General features: G+C 69.7%; 24 protein-coding genes. 17 read left to right on the forward strand and 7 right to left on the reverse strand.

Annotated elements, in window-relative coordinates:
* Positions 1 to 6 precede the first annotated feature (6 nt).
* The 3 genes from ACWDZ6_RS13175 to ACWDZ6_RS13185 all read right to left on the reverse strand — a co-directional run bounded on the left by ACWDZ6_RS13175 (position 7) and on the right by ACWDZ6_RS13185 (position 1,684).
* Complete coding sequence (locus tag ACWDZ6_RS13175) at positions 7 to 492, reverse strand: succinate dehydrogenase hydrophobic membrane anchor subunit (RefSeq protein ID WP_451502900.1); 486 nt, start codon at positions 490 to 492, stop codon at positions 7 to 9.
* Between the two features lie 8 nt (positions 493 to 500).
* A complete protein-coding gene (gene sdhC / locus ACWDZ6_RS13180; RefSeq protein WP_389174439.1) occupies positions 501 to 881 on the reverse strand; it encodes a succinate dehydrogenase, cytochrome b556 subunit in 381 nt (126 codons plus the stop codon).
* A gap of 167 nt (positions 882 to 1,048) precedes the next feature.
* Entirely contained in the window at positions 1,049 to 1,684 is a 636-nt protein-coding gene (locus tag ACWDZ6_RS13185) for a 2-oxo-4-hydroxy-4-carboxy-5-ureidoimidazoline decarboxylase (protein ID WP_451502901.1), read from the reverse strand.
* 135 nt (positions 1,685 to 1,819) lie between these two features.
* On the opposite strand from ACWDZ6_RS13185, the gene ACWDZ6_RS13190 reads away from it, so the two are divergent.
* The 6 genes from ACWDZ6_RS13190 (at position 1,820) to ACWDZ6_RS13215 (ending at position 6,530) form a co-directional block, all read left to right on the forward strand.
* The gene (locus ACWDZ6_RS13190) at positions 1,820 to 3,433 is read left to right on the forward strand and encodes a beta-N-acetylhexosaminidase (protein ID WP_451502902.1); all 1,614 of its coding nucleotides are present in this window, start codon (positions 1,820 to 1,822) and stop codon (positions 3,431 to 3,433) included.
* 110 nt (positions 3,434 to 3,543) lie between these two features.
* Positions 3,544 to 4,356 carry a DUF4328 domain-containing protein gene (locus ACWDZ6_RS13195; RefSeq protein ID WP_451502903.1) on the forward strand — a complete coding sequence of 271 codons (813 nt, stop codon included), beginning with the start codon at positions 3,544 to 3,546 and terminating at the stop codon, positions 4,354 to 4,356.
* 182 nt (positions 4,357 to 4,538) lie between these two features.
* Positions 4,539 to 5,045, forward strand: coding sequence for a hypothetical protein (locus ACWDZ6_RS13200; RefSeq protein WP_366730099.1), 507 nt, complete (start codon positions 4,539 to 4,541; stop codon positions 5,043 to 5,045).
* 59 nt (positions 5,046 to 5,104) lie between these two features.
* Positions 5,105 to 5,689, forward strand: coding sequence for a hypothetical protein (locus ACWDZ6_RS13205; RefSeq protein WP_389174450.1), 585 nt, complete (start codon positions 5,105 to 5,107; stop codon positions 5,687 to 5,689).
* Between the two features lie 51 nt (positions 5,690 to 5,740).
* Entirely contained in the window at positions 5,741 to 5,968 is a 228-nt protein-coding gene (locus ACWDZ6_RS13210) for a hypothetical protein (RefSeq protein ID WP_451502904.1), read from the forward strand.
* Positions 5,969 to 5,993: 25 nt separating this feature from the next.
* Positions 5,994 to 6,530: a hypothetical protein gene (locus ACWDZ6_RS13215; protein WP_451502905.1), complete on the forward strand. Its 537-nt coding sequence runs from the start codon at positions 5,994 to 5,996 to the stop codon at positions 6,528 to 6,530.
* Between the two features lie 28 nt (positions 6,531 to 6,558).
* On the opposite strand, the gene ACWDZ6_RS13220 is transcribed toward ACWDZ6_RS13215, so the two are convergent.
* A complete protein-coding gene (locus ACWDZ6_RS13220; protein WP_451502906.1) occupies positions 6,559 to 6,858 on the reverse strand; it encodes a DUF397 domain-containing protein in 300 nt (99 codons plus the stop codon).
* Positions 6,839 to 7,693 carry a helix-turn-helix domain-containing protein gene (locus ACWDZ6_RS13225; RefSeq protein ID WP_451502907.1) on the reverse strand — a complete coding sequence of 285 codons (855 nt, stop codon included), beginning with the start codon at positions 7,691 to 7,693 and terminating at the stop codon, positions 6,839 to 6,841. The genes ACWDZ6_RS13220 and ACWDZ6_RS13225 overlap by 20 nt, the downstream gene beginning before the upstream one ends.
* 196 nt (positions 7,694 to 7,889) lie before the next feature.
* Between ACWDZ6_RS13225 and ACWDZ6_RS13230 the strand changes: the two genes are divergently transcribed.
* The 9 genes from ACWDZ6_RS13230 to ACWDZ6_RS13270 all read left to right on the forward strand — a co-directional run bounded on the left by ACWDZ6_RS13230 (position 7,890) and on the right by ACWDZ6_RS13270 (position 14,137).
* Positions 7,890 to 8,093, forward strand: coding sequence for a hypothetical protein (locus ACWDZ6_RS13230; RefSeq protein ID WP_389225079.1), 204 nt, complete (start codon positions 7,890 to 7,892; stop codon positions 8,091 to 8,093).
* On the forward strand, positions 8,093 to 8,503 hold the full coding sequence (locus ACWDZ6_RS13235) for an ATP-binding protein (RefSeq protein ID WP_451502908.1): 411 nt from the start codon (positions 8,093 to 8,095) through the stop codon (positions 8,501 to 8,503). Before ACWDZ6_RS13230 ends, ACWDZ6_RS13235 begins: the two co-directional genes overlap by 1 nt.
* A 138-nt stretch (positions 8,504 to 8,641) precedes the next feature.
* A complete protein-coding gene (locus tag ACWDZ6_RS13240) occupies positions 8,642 to 9,427 on the forward strand; it encodes a hypothetical protein (protein WP_451502909.1) in 786 nt (261 codons plus the stop codon).
* A gap of 121 nt (positions 9,428 to 9,548) precedes the next feature.
* Positions 9,549 to 10,040: a DUF1877 family protein gene (locus ACWDZ6_RS13245; protein WP_451502968.1), complete on the forward strand. Its 492-nt coding sequence runs from the start codon at positions 9,549 to 9,551 to the stop codon at positions 10,038 to 10,040.
* A gap of 249 nt (positions 10,041 to 10,289) precedes the next feature.
* A complete protein-coding gene (locus ACWDZ6_RS13250; RefSeq protein ID WP_451502910.1) occupies positions 10,290 to 10,742 on the forward strand; it encodes a hypothetical protein in 453 nt (150 codons plus the stop codon).
* A gap of 68 nt (positions 10,743 to 10,810) precedes the next feature.
* Positions 10,811 to 11,371: an RNA polymerase sigma factor gene (locus tag ACWDZ6_RS13255; protein ID WP_389174474.1), complete on the forward strand. Its 561-nt coding sequence runs from the start codon at positions 10,811 to 10,813 to the stop codon at positions 11,369 to 11,371.
* A gap of 3 nt (positions 11,372 to 11,374) precedes the next feature.
* Positions 11,375 to 12,109, forward strand: a complete 735-nt coding sequence (locus tag ACWDZ6_RS13260; protein ID WP_451502911.1) for a hypothetical protein — start codon at positions 11,375 to 11,377, stop codon at positions 12,107 to 12,109.
* Between the two features lie 304 nt (positions 12,110 to 12,413).
* Positions 12,414 to 13,178: an RNA polymerase sigma factor gene (locus ACWDZ6_RS13265; RefSeq protein ID WP_451502969.1), complete on the forward strand. Its 765-nt coding sequence runs from the start codon at positions 12,414 to 12,416 to the stop codon at positions 13,176 to 13,178.
* Positions 13,178 to 14,137 (forward strand): hypothetical protein, encoded by a 960-nt coding sequence (locus ACWDZ6_RS13270; protein WP_451502912.1) that lies wholly within the window; start codon positions 13,178 to 13,180, stop codon positions 14,135 to 14,137. Before ACWDZ6_RS13265 ends, ACWDZ6_RS13270 begins: the two co-directional genes overlap by 1 nt.
* A 248-nt stretch (positions 14,138 to 14,385) precedes the next feature.
* On the opposite strand, the gene ACWDZ6_RS13275 is transcribed toward ACWDZ6_RS13270, so the two are convergent.
* Complete coding sequence (locus ACWDZ6_RS13275; protein ID WP_451502913.1) at positions 14,386 to 15,252, reverse strand: L,D-transpeptidase family protein; 867 nt, start codon at positions 15,250 to 15,252, stop codon at positions 14,386 to 14,388.
* A 205-nt stretch (positions 15,253 to 15,457) separates the two neighbouring features.
* Here ACWDZ6_RS13275 and ACWDZ6_RS13280 point away from each other — a divergent pair, with 205 nt between their 5' ends.
* Positions 15,458 to 17,038 (forward strand): acyl-CoA mutase large subunit family protein, encoded by a 1,581-nt coding sequence (locus ACWDZ6_RS13280; RefSeq protein WP_451502914.1) that lies wholly within the window; start codon positions 15,458 to 15,460, stop codon positions 17,036 to 17,038.
* A 75-nt stretch (positions 17,039 to 17,113) separates the two neighbouring features.
* Positions 17,114 to 17,767, forward strand: coding sequence for a leucine efflux protein LeuE (gene leuE, locus ACWDZ6_RS13285; protein ID WP_389174488.1), 654 nt, complete (start codon positions 17,114 to 17,116; stop codon positions 17,765 to 17,767).
* On the opposite strand, the gene ACWDZ6_RS13290 is transcribed toward leuE, so the two are convergent.
* Positions 17,754 to 19,193 (reverse strand): FAD-dependent monooxygenase, encoded by a 1,440-nt coding sequence (locus tag ACWDZ6_RS13290; RefSeq protein WP_451502915.1) that lies wholly within the window; start codon positions 19,191 to 19,193, stop codon positions 17,754 to 17,756. The genes leuE and ACWDZ6_RS13290 overlap by 14 nt on opposite strands.
* Between the last annotated feature and the right edge of the window lie 28 nt (positions 19,194 to 19,221).

The raw sequence follows: 19,221 nt of genomic DNA on the forward strand, positions 1-19,221 counted from the left end.
CCGGCTTTAGCGGATGTTCGGGTCGAAGGTGAAGATCACCAGCGTGCCCAGAAGGATGGTGAACACCGTGGCGGTGTACAGCAGGCCCTTGAGCCACAGGCGCGTGTTGGCGCGCTCCGCGTAGTCGTTGATGACGGTACGGAGGCCATTGGCGCCGTGCAGCATGGCGAGCCACAGCATCAGCAGGTCCCAGGTCTGCCAGAACGGGGACGCCCAGCGGCCGGCCACGAAGGCGAAGCCGATCTTGGAGACGCCGCCGTCGAGCACGAGCTGGATCAGCAGGTGGCCGATGACCAGGACGACGAGGACGACACCGGACAGGCGCATGAAGAGCCATGCGGCCATCTCGAAGTTGCCGCGGGTCGACTTCGGGGTCTTCTCGGTACGCCGGCGAGGCGCCTCGATGTACGGGGCCGGATTGTCGGCATCGAATCGGCGCGCAGGCTCCACGCCCTCGACGGGACCGATCACGGAAGAAGTGTCAGCAGACATATCTGGCGTCAGCTCCCGAACAGTTCACGTACGGCGTGGGCGAGCACCGGGTAAAGGGCGCCCACCATCAGCACGAACCAGATGGCCATGACGGTCCAGAACATCTGCTTCTGGTAGCGCGGGCCCTTGGACCAGAAGTCCACAGCGATGACACGCAGGCCGTTGAGCGCATGGAAGAGAATGGCGGCCACCAGGCCGTATTCGAGCAGCGCGACGATCGGCGTCTTGTACGTGGCAACGACACTGTCATACGCCTCAGGAGAGACGCGGACGAGAGCGGTGTCCAGCACGTGTACGAACAGGAAGAAGAAGATGAGGACGCCGGTGACTCGATGAGCCACCCAGGACCACATTCCTTCCCGGCCGCGGTACAGCGTTCCAGCCGGCACGGCAGAACCCTCCGGGAGCGGGGATTGGGGCCTGCCGGCTTGGGGGGTCGGTCTGGCCCGGCCGGGTACGGTCCACCGGCCCTGGCCATCGTAGCGACGAGTTGTCGGTTCGTTCGCCCGGGGTCCTCAGGTGTGATCAAACAGGCAATCAAACAGCCTCGGACGGGCTATCGGGAAGCCCCCGCGACGTCTGATTCCGGATGGTTGGCCACTACATGCGCCAGTCGGGAGCGGGTGAGGCCGCGCAGTTCCTCGGCGGAAACGGCCCGCTCCTCGTCCGGCTCGTGCGCGAGGCGGGTGCGGATACCCGCGAGTACCTGGTCGAGGTATTCCTCGGGGCGATAGCCGTGCAGGCTGATCACGAAGGCGTGGCCGAAGCGGCTCTCGTACGCGGCGTGGGCGGCGGAGAGCGCGGTCTGCGCGGCCTGCGGCGCACCGGGGTGCAGACCCGCGGATGACTCGTCGGCGAGTGCCTCGGAGAGGTCGGCGGGGGAGAGGTCGTAGCCGGCCTCGTCGGAGGCGGCGAGCAGCGCGTCGAGGTCGGGATAGGGGCGGTGGGCGACCAGCCGCTGGGCCCAGCGGCGGCTGCTGCAGCAGCCGAGCAGTACGGCTTCGGCCAGGTCGGCGGGGGCGGCGTTGAAATGCGCGAGGCCGGGCGCGCCGTGCCGCGGGGAGGGTATGGCCGAAGGGGTGAGGGCCCGCTGGGTGTGGTGGAGTGTCGGCGGTCGCTTCGGGAGGCCGGCGTGGGATTCGCTGGACAGCGTGGGCTCCTCGAACGGGACAGCGGGACGGCTGGGAGACAAGTGATGGATGGTTCATAACGCTATCCACGCCGCGCGGGAGCTGTCCTACGGATACGTGATTTTCACCCGGACGGGAGAGTTCCGCGTCGCGTGATAGACCTGGAAGGGGGGTGCTTCGCCGTAGTTTCGCCATAAATGGGAGGTATCCGAGTGACACGGCACTCTGAGCGCGCGCGGGTCACCGGCGCGATCGTTGCCGCAGCCGCGGCCTTCTCGATGACGCTGACCGGCTGCTCCAGCGGTGAACCCGGCGGGACGGGTGGCGGTGTGCGCGGCGCAGGGAAGACACCCGTGGCCGCGGCGCCCTCGCCCTCCAGGACCTACCCCCTTTCCAAGGCTCCCGACACCATTCCCTCCGTACGCACCCACGTGCCGGCCCGCGGTCCCGGCTGGCGGCCCGGGACCGGCGGGGTCGTCATCGCCAAGGGCAGCGAGGCCCTCGCCGACGAGGGGCAGCTGATCGCGAAGGAGCTGAAGCTCGGCTACCGGGGCGCGGTCCCCGCCCGGGCCGGCGACGTCGAGCTGGCGCTCGCGACGGCGGCGAAGGGCAAGCCCGAGTCGTACACCGTCCTCACCCGCGGCGGCCGGGTCAGGATCTCCGGTCCTGATCAGGCCGGGGTCTTCTACGGGACCCGGACGCTGAAGCAGGCGGTGCGGTCCGGGGGCGCGATGCCGGAAGGCGTCGTACGGGACCAGCCGGACCGGCCGCAGCGCGGGCTGATGGTCGACATCGCGCGCAAGCACTTCACGGCGGGCTGGATCGAGGACCGGCTGCGCGAGATGGCCGACCTCAAGATGAACCAGCTGGGCCTGCACTTCTCGGACGACCAGGGCTTCCGTATCGCCTCCGACACGCATCCCGAGATCGTCTCGCGCGAGCACCTGACCAAGGACGAGGTCCGGCGGATCGTGGACCTGGCCGCGCGGCTGCACATCACGGTCATCCCGGAGATCGACTCCCCGGGCCACCTCGGTGCGGTGCTGGCCGCGCATCCCCAGCTCCAGTTGCGGGACGCGGCCGGCCGGACCGTGCCCGGGGCGATCGACGTCGGGCAGCCCGCGTCGGCGAAGCTGGTGGACGAGCTGCTCAAGGAGTACGCGGATCTGTTCCCCGGCGCGTACTGGCACCTCGGCGGGGACGAGTACCAGGCGCTGGTCAGGAAGAACCCGGAAGCGTCCTTCCCGCAGCTCGCGGCCCTCGCCCGCCAGAAGTACGGGCCGAACGCGCGGGTCCAGGACCTCGCGACCGCGTGGGTGAACGACCGGGCGGCGGTGCTGCGCCCGCTGGGCCGCAAGCTCAAGGCCTGGAACGACGGTTTCTTCCGGGGCGGTGTGGTCGCCGCGGACAAGGACCTCGAGGTCGAGTACTGGACGGGCAAGGAGATCGGGGCGAGGCCGCCGGAGGAGTATCTCCGCGAGGGGCGTCGGCTGATCAATCTCAACGACGAGTACATGTACTACGTGCTGGGCGAGCCGAACGAGTTCCGCTACCCCACAGGCCGTCGGATCTACGAGGAGTGGACCCCGTTCGTGATCCGGGGCACCCAGCCGGTGCCCCGGAGGTACTCGGACCAGATCCTGGGCGGCCGCTTCGCCATCTGGTGCGACCTCTCCAATGCGCAGACCCAGGACCAGGTCGCACGCGGCATCGCCATGCCGCTGCGGGCGACGTCCCAGAAGCTGTGGGACCCGCGCACGCCGGTGCGCAGCTGGCAAGCCTTTGAGCAGTTGGCCGGAAAGCTGGGCTGAACTGATTCATGCTGGACGGCGGCCGCCGGGGAGACATATCTTCCGCTGGCGGCCGCACGTTGTGCGGCCGCGATTCTGTGACGCCTCTGGGGAGGGGCGTCATCTCACCCGTGGGGGTCCGCCCAGCCATGCTCTGCTCGAACTGCCGAACGAATGCGGCCACGACGGGGGAGGGCCTCTGCGACGGCTGCTCGGTAGCCGCGGCCAACAGCACTCCGCCGCCCGCTCGCTCCTCGATGGGCTACTCCGGGCCCACATCCGCACTGCGCTCGCCGGTCGGACTCTCGTACGCCGTTGTGGCGCTGCTCTCGTGCGTCATCGTGGCCGACCTCTTCTCCGTCTTCGCATCGGTCAATCTCCGCGGAGTGGTGGGTCCGCTGCCGGGAGACAGGTTCGCGGTCTTCGCGGACGAGGACCTGGAGCGGGCGGACGCGCTGATCGCTGCGGCGGGCGTGCTTCAGGCCGTCGGACTCCTGGCGGCGGCCGTGGTCTTCGTCATCTGGTTCCACCGGGTACGGATCAACGCCGGCGTGTTCGCGCCGGATCTGCAGAGCCGTGGCCCCGGCTGGGCGATCGGCGGCTGGTTCATCCCGATCGGCAATCTGTGGATCCCGCGCGGGGTCGCCGGTGACATCTGGAGGGCGAGCCGCCAGGACCCGTACGGAAGGTCGAAAGGGGAGTCGCAGGCCGTCCTCAACGCCTGGTGGACGGCGTGGATCATCTCGATGCTGATCGACCGTGTCGCGGACAGGCAGTACGACGGTGCCAAGACGGCGGAGGCGCTCAGGACGGCCGCGAACGCGTTCATCGGCACCGACCTCGTCGACATCGTGGCCGCGCTGCTGGCGATCCTCGTCGTCCGCAGGCTGACGCGCATGCAGAGCGTCAAGGCCGTGCGGGGCCCTCGGGAGGTCGCGGTGTGAGCCCGCCCGGGGGCGCGCGGGCTCACACCCGACTTCACGGCCGCGGCGGTCCCAACTGGGCGCCGTGCAGGCCGAGTTCCAGGTGGGCAGAATGTAACAGAGTTGTGGCGTATATGTGTGCGAGGGACGTGTGACTGATCCTCCGGGTCAGGCTGGTGTCTCAGGCATGGGGGGAGCGGGGCATGGGATTCTCGGGTTACTACGTCGTGGGCAGGAGCGGGCGGCCACTCGCGGAGCAGGGTGCGCTGGCCGGGGTACGGGCAAATCTGGCGCTGTATCAGCGCCGGGCGGACGGCTGGCAGATCTGGCAGCACCCGAAGGAGCCCGATATCGGCGATATGGGCGCGCTCGCCCGGTCGATGGGCTCACCGGTGCTCTTCGGCTTCGTCATGGACAGCGACTGCGTGGTCGTGGAGGCGGCGGCGCCGGACAGCGGATCCTGGTACGCGTGCCTGGCCCGGGAGGCGATGGCCGGGTATCTCGAAGCGAGCGGGATGGTGCTCGACGATCTCTTCCTGACCGCCGACGACGCGGTGCGGCGGGCGGCGGAGTGGTCGGCGGAAGCCGGCACGACCATGGCGGCGGGACCGCTCAAGGGGGTACTTTGCGCCAAGCGGCCCGAGCCTTTCGCCGAGGAACTCTTCTTCCGATTCCTCGATGGACTGGGAATTCCCGGTCTGTCGGAGTGACGCATTTGAGCCACGGGGCGCAGTAAGAGGAAGTACTGCGTCCGCGACGGGAGGCGTCCATGGCGTCCAAGAGCCTGAGGGAACTGATGGCACAGGCCGATGAGCGAGGCCTGGCCGCGAGCGGGCTCGCCTGCCTGGACCGCTGTCTGCCGCTGCTCGCGTCCGAGGCCGACGCGCTGCGTCCGCTCTGGGCCGGGCTGGTGGAAGGCGAGGAGGACTGGTCCGAACGCCTCGCGGAGGCCAGGGAGACCATGGAGGGTGCGGCCGTCGACGACGAAGCCGCCGCTCTCGTACGGCAGATGCTCGGCGCCGCGCCCTCCGAGTGGGAGGTGGATCCACTGCGGGAGTGGGCGGACGACTGCTCCGTCGCGGCCCTCGAACTCCACCACCGCTTCGACGCGGGTCCCGGCAGCGAGGTACCGGAGGCGGCCGATGTGGTCGACGTGCTGAAGCGCTGCCGTGAGGGCGAGCCCGACGGCGCGGGTCCGCTGGTCGCCGGTGAACTGCGCCGTCAGGTCCAGATCCTGGAGATCCTGGCGGACGCGGAGGGCGGCGTCGGGCTGCGCCAGGCGCTGGATGTGTCGACCGAGGGGCAGCGGGTGCTGCGCGCGGTCGTCTCGCGCCGAGCACGTGTCAAGCGCTGACGCGCGCGGCGCGAGGCCGCCGCGGACGGCTGCGGCCGCGGGAGCCGACCCGTGCCCGGCGCGCCCCCTGGTGAGATGGAGTGCAGCTACTTCTGGCTGGCGTCCTCAGGGGAAGATCCGGCGAGTTGGCCCATCGTCACGCGGGGCAACCCCTATCCCTTGCAAGAGGTGCGCATGTCCACTTCCGAGTTCATCTGTCGCGTATTGACAGATCCGGAGTTCGAGCCGTTCTCGATCGCAAGGCTGTTCCCGGAGCCGGATTTCTACCCGATGGATTGAGTGGCGTGAGTGTGGACGGGTGCACATGGAGTGGGTTGATCGCCTGGTGACGGTGACTGGTTGGAGCGCCGACCCCGGCGAATTCGGCTGGTCCGAAACCGAAAGGGTCCTGGGCACCCCTCTGCCGGCTGATTTCAAGGAACTGCGCCGGCGCTTCGCGGAGTGGGGCGCCTTCAGTGACCATGTTCTGGTGCTGGAAGCACAAGGGGACACGGAGTCGGTGCTCGCCCATTACGAAACCTTGCTCAGATCCGTGCGAGGCAACCCCGACAACCGGCGGATCTTCGAACCGTTCGGGATCCTCGGGGCGAATGACGAGAGCAAGGGCAAAGGCCTTGTGCAGTGGGGATACTCCTTCATCGAGGAGGAGTACTACTGGCTGGCCGACACCTCACAGGAGCCGGCTATATGGCCCGTGGTGGCGCGAGTGGATCCGCTGGAGCCTTTCCAGTGTTTCGACATGACCGCCTCGGAGTTTGTCTACCGTGTCCTCACGGAAGCCGAGTTCTCCGCATTCAGTGTCGCGGCGACGATCGAGACGCCCTATTACCGGACGTTCTGAACCGCCGGGTATCGAGGTTCGGAGAAGGCTACGAAGCCTGAGGGGTCGGGCCGACCTTGAGGGACGTGACGAAGGAGGTCCAGGCGGGGGCCGTGACCGTGAGGACCGCGCTGTGGGGGAGCTTGGAGTCGCGGACGGGGACGATGCCGGTGTGGGCGTCGCAGACCTCGACGCAGTCTCCGCCGCTGCCGTTGCTGTAGCTGCTCTTGCGCCAGTGTGCGGCCCCGGGGAACGCCTCGGCGACCTCGACACAGTTCCCGCCGTCGCCGTTGCTGTGGCTGCTCTTGCGCCAGACAGCGGTGCTCAAGTCAATCCCGTTGCTTGCCATTTCGGTCATCCTCAGCCGCTTGCTCGATCAGGGCGAGGGACGCCTCCGGCGGCAATGCGGCGGCCCTGAGCCGATCGTATGCCTTGCGGTACTGCTTCACGAGGGCCGGATCGTCGATGGTGTCACCGCTGTACTGCGCCTCCGTGTAGACCAGGGGAGGGGCATCCGGGAAGGTCATGATCATGGCCGTGCCGAGCATGAGGGGATGCGGTCCGCGGTTCCACGGAAGGATCTGTGGAACGATCCGGCGGCGCCTCGCCAGGGCGGCGATCCGCTCCAACTGTTCGGCCGTCTGCTCCGGCGGAAGGATCGGCTGGCGCAGCAGCGACTCGGGAAGGATCGCCCAATACTCCGGGGTCTTGTGGTCGTCCTCGAAGAGCCGGGCGCGGGTCATCCGCGCGCTGACCTTCTCCTCCACCTCGTCGTCGGGCGCCAGCGGGTGCGCCGACCGCACGACCGCCCGCGCGTACGTATCCGTCTGTAACAGGCCCGGAATCAGCGTCGGACACCACTCCTCGATGGTCTCCGCGTGCTTCTCCGCCTCCAGTACGCGCTCGAAGTAGCTGGCGTGGCCTCGCCTCTTCGCCTTCCGCACGTCCTCGCAGCGGCGCTTGAAGAAGCCGTCCGTCCCCAGCGCCTTGTCCACGTGCTCGGCCAGTTCCGCCGGCATGCGGCGTGCGCCGCGTTCGATCTCGCTGAGGTGGCTGGGGCCGTAGAAGCTGCCCTCGACCAGCTGCTGGAGGGTGAGCCCGGCCTCCTCCCGTTTCCAGCGCAACTCCTTGCCGTAGAAGGTGGGGACGCTTGCCGACCCGTCGATGTCCTTGCGCTGCCCCATCGTTCACCGTCCTTGGTGCCGTTACCGCCCGTTTCCCGGCGTGTCCGCTCGCGTTCCGGCGATTCCCGCGTCCGTACCAACTCCACATCGCATATGTGCAGTTCAGCGCCGGGAGACCGAACCTCTTTCACGGTACGCGGACCGGCGTCAGAGTGTGAGGAGTTCGTCACAGAGCGCACTGGAAGGTGTGACCCCCATGCACGACCACCCTGACGTACAGGACTGCGCCGAGGAGCTGCGGGCCGCCCTCGCCGCCCACGGCATCACGCTGCCGTCCCTCGGCATCGATCTGCCGACCTTCGCCGCCCGCTACGGCACCCCGCCCCTCATCGCGCTGGGCAACTGCAACCTGCCCACCGCACGAGCCCTGGTCGCAGCCCTGCGCAAGGGGGTTGCGTGATGCGTCCACCCCTCAGCCTGGAGCTGCTCGCCACCCCGAAGGACGTGCCCGAGGTCCGCCGGGCCCTGCGTGCGTACATGGGCGGGCCCTGCGCCGACCTCCAGCTGTGCGCCAGCGAACTGATCACGAATGTCGTCCGCCATCTCGGGGAGGGCGTTCCCGTGACCGTCCGTGTGCTCTGTGGGGAGGGCCGTACGCGACTGGAGGTCACCGACCCCGACCCCCGGGTGCTGCCCGTTCCGTGCAAGGCCGCCGACGAGGACGAGACCGGCCGCGGCCTCGCCCTGCTCGACGCCCTGACCCTGCGGTGGGGCGTGGAACAGGGCCCCGGCAGCAAGACAGTGTGGTGCGAGATGCAGGGCATTCATGACGGTTCGCGAGGAATGGTCGTCGGCGTGATCGGAGGCTGATCGCTGCTGTACAGTCCGCGCGCCCCCCGCCGTGACGTGAGGAAGAGCTCCATGCGAAGTCGTTTCAGGTGCGCTGCACTGGTTCTCCCGCTCGCACTCTCGCCGGCCGCGTGCGGTGCGGCGGAGGAGGACGGGCCCGTGGAGCCGGCCGGGGCCGAGAGCCCTGCGGCGACGCAGTCCTCCGAGGCACCAGCGGCACCCGAAGCCCCGGAGGACTTCCTCGACCTCGCCGACAAGGCGATGGCGGAGGAAGGTGCCTGGACGTTTTCCGTGAAGGGACAGGAAGGGCTGACGCTCCAGGGCCGGAAGAGCGCCGCGACCTACCGGGCCACGGTCCGGCGCGGCATGGAGCCGGAGGCGCTGCACTCGCAGGGCGTCAGTACCAGCAGCAAGGGAACCAGGAAGAACGAGGAGATCTACGTCGTCGACGGCACTGCGTACCTCAAGGAGGGCAGTGCGCCGTGGAAGAACGCGCCCACCTCCGACCCCGAGATGCAGAACAAGGTGGAGGACCCCGTCGCGGCCATCCAGGAGTTCCGGGAGTACGCGCAGGCCGCCGGTGACGACATGACGCTGACCAGGACGGACGGCACGATCCAGCTGCGTGTCGGCAGCGGCAAGCAGAAGCTGAGCGCCCTACCGGGCCGGGCCTGGGTGAAGAAGGCGCGGCGGGAGTTCGACCCCACCGCCGAGCAGCTCCGGGACGCCGGAATCCCGGTGACCGACGCTCAGTTGACGCTCTCCGGACTGGAGGAGGTGCTGGTCCTGGACGCCAGGACGTACCGGATCAAGAGCCACCGGTTCGAGTTCGGCTTCCTCGTCCCGTATGCCGGTGGCCAGGACATCAGGTACGAGCAGGACGTACGGCAGGAGAACCAGGGCATCTTCGACGGGAAGATCGAGCTCCCCGCGGGCGTGCGGTGACCCCCGCGGCCACTGTGGGGGTGGTGGAGTTCTTGTCCGCCACCTACCGGCGGACCATCGGCATCCCGGGCATGCCGGCGAACTTCGCCGCGCAGGAGGTACGGCGACCGTGAGCTTTCACATGCACCTACGTGCCACTCGGGAATCCGAAATTCAGGACGATTACTCCTGGCTGGAGGAGTTCATGGAGACCGCTTGGTCGGACCGGTGGGAGGCCGAGCGGGACGCGGGCATCGCCCACGCCATCGAAAAGGACTTCGGTCTTGTCTCCGAGCTTCACAGCGCAGCCACGGCACTCGTGGACGACGGCTCCGGATCGTGGAAGTGCGAATTGCCGGTCTACGGGGGCCGCCCCGTCTATCACCCCTCCCACGGTCAACCACCCTTCGTCCTACTGACTGCGGCGGAGGTCCGGGAGGCCGCGGACTTCCTGGCAACCGCATCGTTCGACGCGCTGTGGGCGGCCGCGGGCGCCGAGATCGCGGCGCCGTACCGCGGCTGGGACGAAGCCGAGGTCAAAGACATCTACCTCGGCTACCACGCGGGCCTGGGCGCCTTCTACGGACGCGCTGCTTCAACCGGTCATGCCGTCATCAAAGCATTCTGGTACTGAGGCATCCCTTCTCCGCGGCGTACGGGTGACTCCACGATGGACCGGATCATGGGCTGGCTCCGGCCCGGCGCGCATCCGCGCATCGCCATTGGCTGATCCGTCGGCCGAAGGAGCCCGTCGCCTGAAGGGCGTGATGGCCGACGACGCCTGAGCCGTGCCGATGGTTGTACGTCTGGGTCGAACTCGTCCGTGAGAACGGACACTTCCGCACGCCGTGATGATCTCCGCGCATCTGTCGCTTGGGCATACATGGATACGGACTTTGGAGTTCTGCCCAGTGCGGCCGACATGCGCGCGTACGTCGCCGGGGTCGTCGACCGGCTGACGGAGCGCAACCGGCTGCCGTTCGACTACTCCGTCGCGAGCCTGCGCCTCGTCGACTTCACGGTGGACGGGGTACGGCGCGGCCGTCCGGAGATCGGGCAGGTCGCCGGGCTGCTTCAGGGCCTCGGGGCGTACACGGGAGAGGTGATCGTCCGGCGGGCCGGGGCGCATTGGGCGGACTTCGAGCCGGAGCAGCGGGAGCTGTTCGGGCAGCCGGTGGGTGTCCGGATGCCCGATGGGCGCGTGTGGAATCCGCTCGGCAAGGTCGTCAACCGCTTCGAGCTGGGCGGCCCGGAAGAGTCGGTGCAGCGCCTCTACCTCATGCTGCACGGGCGGGCGCGCAGACCCGCCGACCCAAGAGCCGCCTGTGGACGGTGACGTTTCTCCGTCTCCGTACGCAGAGTGAAGGGGCATGTGCCGAAGGGCGCCGGTACGGAGAGGGAACTGTGGGGGCGTACGACGCGGAACTCGGGGCTGCCGTCGAGCGGGCGCAGCAGGGTGACGAGGACGCCTTCGCGGCCGCGTACCGGCTGGTGCAGCCGGGGCTGATCGGCTACGTCCGAGGGCTCGTTGGCGACGAAGCCGAGGACGTGGCCGCCGACGCGTGGCTGGAGATCGCCCGTGACCTGAGCCGTTTCCGTGGCGACGGGGCGGGGTTCCGGGGCTGGACGGCGACGATCGCCCGGCACCGCGCGCTGGATCATCTGCGCAGGCAGAAGCGGCGTCCGCGCATCTCCTTACCGGAGCAGGATGTGCTGGAACTTCCGGACAGGCAGGACACGGCCGCCGCGGCGCTCGAAGCGCTCTCCACCGAGCGCGCTCTCGAGTTGATCGGCAGCCTGCCGCGAGAGCAGGCGGAAGCGGTACTGCTGCGGGTGGTCGTCGGGCTCGACGGGCCCGCGGCCGCGCGGGTGCTGGGCAAGCGCCCCGGCGCCGTACGCACCGCGGCGTACCGGGGATTGAGAGGGCTGGCGGAGCGACTGGCCAGGGCGTACGCCGAAGGATGAGAGATGAAACCCGAACGGGATGACCCCCGCACACCCGAACTCGATGCGTTGCTCGGGGCGGCGCGCCGCCCCGGCGTGCTCGATCCGGGTGACGAGGAGCGGGCGCTGCGGGCGTTCCGCCTGGCGCGTGACGAGGGCGGCGTGCGCGCGGCACCGGCGCGGTGGCGGCGCAGCCGGGACGACTGGCGGCCGGGAGGTGAGCGGCATTGGGCGCGGGCGCTCAGGGCGCTGGTGGCGGGTGTTGTCGCGGCGGCGGCGCTGGGCGGGGTGGCGGTCGCGGCCGGGGAGGGGGCGATCCCGTCGCTGTTCGGGGGCGGCGCGCAGCCGAAGCCGGTACGGAGCGCGCCCACGGAACCTGGCGTCGAGGAGGGCGGGGCTGGTGACGGGCGCGGGGAAGAGGCCCCGCTGAGCCCGGTCCGGCCCACTCGGTCGTCCGCGGACGACGCTCCCACCGGGCGTCCGGGCACCGCGCGGGACACAGCCGCGCACTGCCGCAAGTATCTGGCGGCTGTTTCGCGACGTGGTGCGGCACCCAGGGGCAGGCCCATGGCCGAACTGGAGGCGGCCGCCGGCGGCCCGGAAGCCGTACGGGTCTACTGCGAGCGGCTGTTGGCGGGCGAGACGCACACCTCGCCGAAGCCTGCGGATGGGAAGCCCGCGGATAAATCGGATAAACCGGTGAAGTCGGGGAAGCCCGTAAAGAAACCGGGGAAGCCCGCGGAGAAAACGGGGCAGTAGGACACCGGGGCGGCGTTCCCGGTAGCCCGGCGCCGCCTGACAGTCGCTCGCGGACGTGGAAGGACGACCGGGGCCGCCACCCCCCACAGGAGAGGCCCCGGTCGTCGTTCGCCGGGGCCGCAGAGCGGCCCCGTACTTCTCTCAGCGCCGAGCGTGCGTTTTCTGTCACACCCCGCTGTGTCAGCATGTTGTTGCGGGTTGTACAAAATGTGGACGTGGCTCGGTAGGAGGACGTAGCGTGCTGATTCGCGCACAGGGTGGCGCGGCAGTGGTGACCAGCTGCGATTCGGGACGGGTTGAGGGAGTGCTGGGGGACGACGCGGAGTTGACCGCCGCGGTGCTCGCGGCTCAGGACGGGGACGAGGACGCCTTCCGTGCTGTGTACCGCACTGTGCACCCGCGACTGCACGGCTATGTCCGGACTCTGGTCGGCGAGCCGGAGGCCGAGGACGTCACCTCGGAGGCCTGGCTGCAGATCGCCCGCGACCTCGACCGGTTCAGCGGGGACGCGGACCGATTCCGGGGCTGGGCCGCACGAATAGCCCGCAATCGGGCGCTCGATCACATACGCATGCGGGGCCGGCGCCCCGCCGTCGGCGGCGACGAGAGTGAACTCACCGGGATGCCGGCCGGGTCGGACACCGCGGACGAGGCCATGGAAGCCCTCGCCACCGGCCACACCATGGCGCTCATCGCCCAACTGCCGCAGGACCAGGCCGAGGCCGTCGTCCTGCGCGTCGTGGTCGGCCTCGACGCGAAGAGCGCGGCCAAGACGCTCGGCAAGCGGCCCGGTGCCGTACGGACCGCGGCGCACCGCGGCCTGAAGCGGCTGGCCGAGCTGGTGGGCGCGGACGGCGTGGACGGTGCGGATGGTGCGGATGGTGCTGGGTTCGTAGACTGCGCGGACGGCGCCGAGGGTGCGGGCTTCGCGGACGGCGCGGACCCGGACAACGTCCGGGCAGGCGCGGCGGATCTCGGTGGCGTACCGCCGCAGCGAGGCCCCCGACCCGGTTCGACGGCACCCGCCGGTGTGACGCATTCACGCCTGGGGACGCAGAAGGACATGTGATGGCCGACGAGCGGTACGAGTGGCTTGACAAGGATGCTGCGGAGCGACTGCTCCGCGGCGAACCGGTCGAGGCCGCCGACGAACACGCCCGTACCCAGGCCGCGCGACTTTCCGGTGCGCTGTACCGCGCGGGCCGGACCGACTACGGCGGCGACGGCGAAATGCCGGGTGAGGCCGCCGCGCTGGCCGCCTTCCGCAAGGCCAGGGCCGACGCCGTGTCGCCCGTGGGCGACACCATCGGCACCGTACGACTCGCTCGCTCCGCACGGTCGGCCCCCGGACTGCGCTTCGGCCGTCCGGTGCGCTTCGGGATCGCCGCCGCCGTGGCCGGCTGCGCGCTCGGCGGAGTGGCGGTCGCGGCCGGCACCGGCATGCTGCCCACGCCCTTCAGCAACGACGAGCCGTTGCCCGCGTCCTCGATCTCGGCCGCCGCGACTCCCGGACCGCTGGTCTCGGATTCGCCGACCGGCGGCCGACCGTACTCCCCGCCGCAGACGCCGGGCGGGATCAGTACGCCACCGGTGTCGCCCTCGCCGAGCGGCGGAACCGGTCAGCATCAGGACGAGGCGAACGGCGGGAAGCCGGACGGCGACGGCAAGCAGCAGGGCGACGCGGGCGAGAAGTCGGGCGACCGGAACGCCGAGTGGTACCGCAAGACGGTCGATGCCTGCCGCGACTATCGCAGCGGCCGTATCGCCTCGGAGCGCAAGCGGCGACTGGAGGCGACGGCCAAGGGGCCCGAGCGGGTGCAGCGGTTCTGCGACCGGGTGCTCAGCGGCGACATCACAGCCGCACCGGACAGCGGCGGTGGCGACGGCGGCGACGACGGCGACGACGGAAAGAGCAACGGCGGCTCCGACTCGGACGACGGCCGGCCGGGCGGCGGATCGCTGCCGCCCGTGTCCTGGTCACCGCTGCCCGCCGTGTCCTCCACCGTCCCCTCCGTGAGTACCCGCTAGGTTCCGTGAGCCTCGCCAGGCCTCGCCCGGCGCCTTGTCGCATCCTGTCCGGCCCGCGGTTTCTCTGCCGCCGCCGGTATCCGATCACCCAGGTGTGACGTTTTTTGAGCCACTGGCGCAGTAGATAGTGAGCCGACTGGTCATCGGCCGCGCCCGAGCCGGGGTTCCCCCCGTACCTACGGCTTGGCGCACATGGCGCGGGCGGGACACGTTCCCCCGGTCCCGCCCGCGCCACTCTTCTCCGGCTCTCACCAGTAGATGACGACCTTGTCGCCGCTGTGGGCCTGCGCGAAGAGCGAGGCGATCTTCCCCTTGTTCCGGACATTGACGCAGCCGTGCGAAGCGCCGTTGTAGCCGCGGGCCGCGAAGTCCGAGGAATAGTGCACCGCCTGGCCGCCGCTGAAGAACATCGCGTACGGCATGGACGTGTGGTAGATCGTCGAGACGTGGTCCCTGGACTTCTGGAACACGCTGAAGGTGCCCTCACGTGTCGGCGTGTACTGCGAGCCGAAACGCACATCCATCGTCGACCGAACCTTGCCGTCGATCACCCAGGACAGCGTGCGGGTGGTCTTGCTGATGCACATCACCCGGCCGGTCATGCAGCGCGGGTCGAGCTTCGCCGCCGGCTTGTTGACGGTGGCGCCGTTCAGCTCGTCGCGCGTCGGCTTCGTCGTCATACCGATCAGCTTCTGCCAGGTCACGGTGTCCGTGTCGCCGGTCGTCGGCAGACCGCGTTTGCCCTGGAAGCCCCTGACCGAGGCGACCGTCACGGAACCGTAGGTGCCGGTCGGCCTGTCGTCGAACCAGCCGATCTGCGCGAGCCTGGCCTGCAGCTCGCGCACCCGCTCGCCCTTCGAGCCGTTCGCCATCAGAACCTCGGCCCGCGCGGTCCCCGCGGGTTCGCTGGGCTTGCCGGTCGTCCCCTTCGGCTTAGGCGTGGCCGGGTCCGACGCGGACGGCGTCGCCGTGCCGGTCTGCGCGGGCGCCGAGCCGCCCGGCTTGGCGTCGGCCCCGGCCGGCCGGCCGACGGCGGCCTGCGCCGTGCAGCCCGCGGTCACGGCCAGCACCGCGGCCGCGGCCAGTGATCTGCATATGACGGAATTCCGAAGCATGTTCGCCCCCCTGTATTTCCTGTGTCCCCTGAGACAGATTCCCGCCCTGCTCGGTTGCGCAATCCCGCGCACTATGGGGAACAAGCTGTGGAAGAGGCTGTGAGCAAGGTCCCGGCGTGCGGCTCTCCACCGGTCGCGGGCCCGCCGCTACAGTCCGACCCGAACTCAGTTACCAGTGAGTAGCTCTAGTGGGAGGCACACAACCATGGCGCGCGAGTCCGAGTCGGGACTGCCCATCGAGCCGGTCTACGGACCGGGTGCACTGGACGGCTGGGATCCGGCCGAGAAGCTGGGCGAGCCCGGCGCGTACCCCTTCACCCGCGGCGTCTACCCGACGATGTACACCGGCCGCCCCTGGACGATGCGCCAGTACGCGGGCTTCGGCACCGCGGTCGAGTCCAACGCCCGCTACAAGCAGCTCATCGCCAACGGCACGACGGGCCTGTCCGTCGCCTTCGACCTGCCGACCCAGATGGGCCACGATTCGGACGCGGCGATCGCGAGCGGGGAGGTCGGCAAGGTCGGCGTCGCCATCGATTCGCTCGACGACATGCGGGTGCTCTTCGGCGGTATCCCGCTGGACAAGGTCTCCACGTCGATGACGATCAACGCCCCCGCCGCGCTGCTTCTGCTGCTCTACCAGCTCGTCGGCGAGGAGCAGGGCGTCCCCGCGGACAAGCTCACCGGCACCATCCAGAACGACGTGCTCAAGGAGTACATCGCCCGCGGCACCTACATCTTCCCGCCCAAGCCCTCGCTGCGGCTGATCGCCGACATCTTCAAGTACTGCAAGGCCGAGATCCCGAAGTGGAACACCATCTCGATCTCCGGCTACCACATGGCGGAAGCCGGTGCCTCGCCCGCGCAGGAGATCGCCTTCACGCTCGCGGACGGCATCGAGTACGTCCGTACGGCCGTCGCCGCCGGCATGGACGTCGACGACTTCGCGCCCCGGCTGTCCTTCTTCTTCGTCTCGCGTACGACGATCCTGGAAGAGGTCGCCAAGTTCCGTGCCGCGCGCCGTATCTGGGCCCGGATCATGCGGGACGAGTTCGGCGCGAAGAACCCCAAGTCGCTGATGCTGCGGTTCCACACCCAGACGGCCGGTGTGCAGTTGACGGCCCAGCAGCCCGAGGTGAACCTGGTGCGGGTAGCCGTCCAGGGGCTCGCGGCGGTCCTCGGCGGTACGCAGTCGCTGCACACCAACTCCTTCGACGAGGCGATCGCGCTCCCGACGGACAAGTCGGCGCGGCTCGCCCTGCGTACTCAGCAGGTCCTGGCGTACGAGACCGATGTCACCGCCACCGTGGACCCGTTCGCGGGCAGTTATGTCGTCGAGAGGATGACGGACGATGTGGAGGCGGCGGCGCTGGCGCTGATGGAACGGGTCGAGGACCTGGGCGGCGCGGTCAACGCCATCGAGCACGGCTTCCAGAAGAACGAGATCGAGCGCAGCGCGTACCGCATCGCGCAGGAGACCGACAGCGGCGAGCGGGTTGTCGTCGGCGTCAACCGCTACACGCTGGACGCGGAGGAGCCGTACGAGCCGCTGCGGGTCGACCCCGCCATCGAGGCGCAGCAGGCGGACCGGCTGACGAAACTGCGGGCCGAGCGTGACCGGGCGGCCGTGGACACGGCGCTCGCCGCGCTGAGGAAGGCCGCGGAGGGCACGGACAATGTGCTGTACCCGATGAAGGACGCGTTGAAGGCCAGGGCGACGGTCGGCGAGGTCTGCGACGCGCTGCGCCGGGTGTGGGGCACATACGTTCCGGCCGACGTGTTCTGAGCTGCTCGTTCCGACCGGTTCCGCGATGCGGAACCCAAAGGCGGAGTGCCGTACCGATGTGCGACACTCCGCCTCATGCTGGGTGTTACCGATCTCCCGACCTATCTCGCGGGCCTTGTGCTGATCGTCCTGCTGCCGGGGCCGAACTCGCTGTACGTGCTCTCGGTCGCCGCGCGCCGCGGTGTGCGTACGGGCTATACGGCGGCCGCGGGGGTGTGGTGCGGCGATACCGTGCTGATGGTGCTCTCCGCTGCGGGCGTCGCCTCGCTGCTCCAGGCCAACGCGCTGCTCTTCGGGATCGTGAAGTTCGCCGGCGCCGGCTATCTGACCTGGCTGGCGATCGGGATGCTGCGTGCGGCCTGGTCGCTGTGGCGCAGCCGCCGTGAGCTGACTGCGGAGCAGGCAGCCCCGGCCGAGGGGTCCGCCGCCGAACGGCCGTTCCGCAAGGCTCTTGTGATCAGCCTGTTCAACCCGAAGGCGATCCTCTTCTTCATCGCCTTCTTCGTGCAGTTCGTCGACCCCGAGTACGCCTATCCGGCGCTCTCCTTCGTGGTGCTCGGCGTGCTCGCCCAGCTGGCGAGCTTCCTCTATCTCACTCTGCTGATCTTCACCGGGACGCATCTGGCGGCCGCCTTCCGCCGTCGCAAGCGGCTGTCCGCGGGTGCGACGTCGGCGGCCGGTGTGCTGTTCCTGGGCTTCGCGGTGAAGCTCTCTCTCAGCAGCACCTGACCAGGTACTCGGCGAGGCCGGACGTGTCCTCGCCCGCCCAGCCGATGTAGCCGTCGGGCCGGACAAGGAAAAGGCCCTTCCCGTACGGCTCGTACGCCTCGATCCGGTGTATGTGCACCGGTGCACCGTCGAGTACGGGCAGTTCGGAGTCCGTGCCGACCGCGAGCAGCGTGAAGTGCGGGCCGCGGAAGAGGTCGAAGATCCGTCGTCCGCCGGGCAGCGGACCGTCCGGGGCGCGGTCGCCCGCCTCCAGCGCGCCCGCGCCGCCGGAGGCGAGCGGGCCGCCGCGGTAGCCGAGCCCCAGCTGCATGGTGGCCGCGCCGCGCCGCTCCTCGCCGCGGTGGATACGGGTGGAGAGGCCCAGCATCTGTGCCGCGACGGGCAGCCGCTCCCGCTCGTAGGTGTCCAGGAGCGACTCGGGTGCGCCGTGGCGAAGTACCTGGCCGAACTTCCAGCCGAGGTTGTAGACGTCCTGGACGCTGGTGTTGAGACCCTGCCCGCCGGCGGGGGAGTGGACATGCGCGGCGTCGCCCGCGAGGAACACGCGCCCTTCGCGGAACCGGTCCGCCATGGCGGCGCGCGGCCGGAAGTCCGAGGCCCACAGCACCTCGGTGACCTCGTCCGCGGCCAGATGGGTGCGGACGCCGATCAGCTCCCGTACGCCCGAGGGCGAGGTGTCGGGCTCGCCCTGCGCGAACTGACCCACGACCTGGAAGTGGTCGGTCCCCGGCAGCGGACAGATGGCGAGGTAGCCGGCGCTGCCGCCCGGGAAGACATGCCAGTTGAGGCGGTCGAGCGCGGGGATGCGGACATCGGCGACCAGCATCGGGGCCGGGTCGACGCTCTCGCCGGTCATCGCTATGGAGAGGATGGCGCGGACCGTGCTGCGTCCGCCGTCCGCCGCGACCATGTAGGCCGCGCGGATCGTCGATGTTCCTGTCGCCGCCGTCCCTCTGGAGAGCTGGGCCGTCACTCCGTACGTGTCCTGGCTGAGCCCCGTCAGGGCCGTACCGAAAGCGACTCGGCCCGAGAGCTCGGTCAGGCGCGCGTGCAGGATCTGCTGGGTGCGCCACTGCGGGATCAGCCACGGCTCGCCGTACGGCGCGGAGTCCGTGGGCCCGGGGCGCTCGAACATGTCGTGCTCCCCCTGGCGGCTGCCGTCCTGCCAGACCATGCCGACCGGAGCCCTGCCGCCCGAGGCGAGGACCGCGTCCACGACGCCGAGGTCGTCGAAGACCTCCATCGTGCGGGGCTGGATGCCCTTGCCGCGCGAGCCGGGGAAGAGAGTGTCCGACTGCTCGACGACGAGGGCGCGGACGCCTCGGCGGGCCAGATCGCAGGCGAGGGTGAGCCCGGTGGGCCCGGCCCCGACGATCAGGACGTCGGTCTCCGCGTCGGGAGTTTCCTTAACGTTGTTAAGTGCCATGCCAGGGAGGATGCGCTTAACGTTGTTA

This window comes from Streptomyces sp. NPDC002926 (genome assembly GCF_053591755.1).

Bases quoted from the DNA above. Each gene is read 5' to 3' on its own strand.
- ACWDZ6_RS13225 (WP_451502907.1), bottom strand. From the start codon at position 7,693: ATGGGGCAGCGCAAGGACATCGACGGGTCGGCAAGCGTCCCCACCTTC.
- ACWDZ6_RS13275 (WP_451502913.1), bottom strand. From the start codon at position 15,252: ATGCTTCGGAATTCCGTCATATGCAGATCACTGGCCGCGGCCGCGGTG.
- ACWDZ6_RS13190 (WP_451502902.1), top strand. From the start codon at position 1,820: ATGGGAGGTATCCGAGTGACACGGCACTCTGAGCGCGCGCGGGTCACC.
- ACWDZ6_RS13260 (WP_451502911.1), top strand. From the start codon at position 11,375: ATGAAACCCGAACGGGATGACCCCCGCACACCCGAACTCGATGCGTTG.
- ACWDZ6_RS13280 (WP_451502914.1), top strand. From the start codon at position 15,458: ATGGCGCGCGAGTCCGAGTCGGGACTGCCCATCGAGCCGGTCTACGGA.
- ACWDZ6_RS13175 (WP_451502900.1), bottom strand. From the start codon at position 492: ATGTCTGCTGACACTTCTTCCGTGATCGGTCCCGTCGAGGGCGTGGAG.
- ACWDZ6_RS13205 (WP_389174450.1), top strand. From the start codon at position 5,105: ATGGCGTCCAAGAGCCTGAGGGAACTGATGGCACAGGCCGATGAGCGA.
- ACWDZ6_RS13230 (WP_389225079.1), top strand. From the start codon at position 7,890: ATGCACGACCACCCTGACGTACAGGACTGCGCCGAGGAGCTGCGGGCC.
- ACWDZ6_RS13235 (WP_451502908.1), top strand. From the start codon at position 8,093: ATGCGTCCACCCCTCAGCCTGGAGCTGCTCGCCACCCCGAAGGACGTG.
- ACWDZ6_RS13220 (WP_451502906.1), bottom strand. From the start codon at position 6,858: ATGGCAAGCAACGGGATTGACTTGAGCACCGCTGTCTGGCGCAAGAGC.
- ACWDZ6_RS13250 (WP_451502910.1), top strand. From the start codon at position 10,290: ATGGATACGGACTTTGGAGTTCTGCCCAGTGCGGCCGACATGCGCGCG.
- ACWDZ6_RS13200 (WP_366730099.1), top strand. From the start codon at position 4,539: ATGGGATTCTCGGGTTACTACGTCGTGGGCAGGAGCGGGCGGCCACTC.
- ACWDZ6_RS13270 (WP_451502912.1), top strand. From the start codon at position 13,178: ATGGCCGACGAGCGGTACGAGTGGCTTGACAAGGATGCTGCGGAGCGA.
- ACWDZ6_RS13245 (WP_451502968.1), top strand. From the start codon at position 9,549: ATGCACCTACGTGCCACTCGGGAATCCGAAATTCAGGACGATTACTCC.
- leuE (WP_389174488.1), top strand. From the start codon at position 17,114: ATGCTGGGTGTTACCGATCTCCCGACCTATCTCGCGGGCCTTGTGCTG.
- ACWDZ6_RS13215 (WP_451502905.1), top strand. From the start codon at position 5,994: ATGGAGTGGGTTGATCGCCTGGTGACGGTGACTGGTTGGAGCGCCGAC.
- ACWDZ6_RS13290 (WP_451502915.1), bottom strand. From the start codon at position 19,193: ATGGCACTTAACAACGTTAAGGAAACTCCCGACGCGGAGACCGACGTC.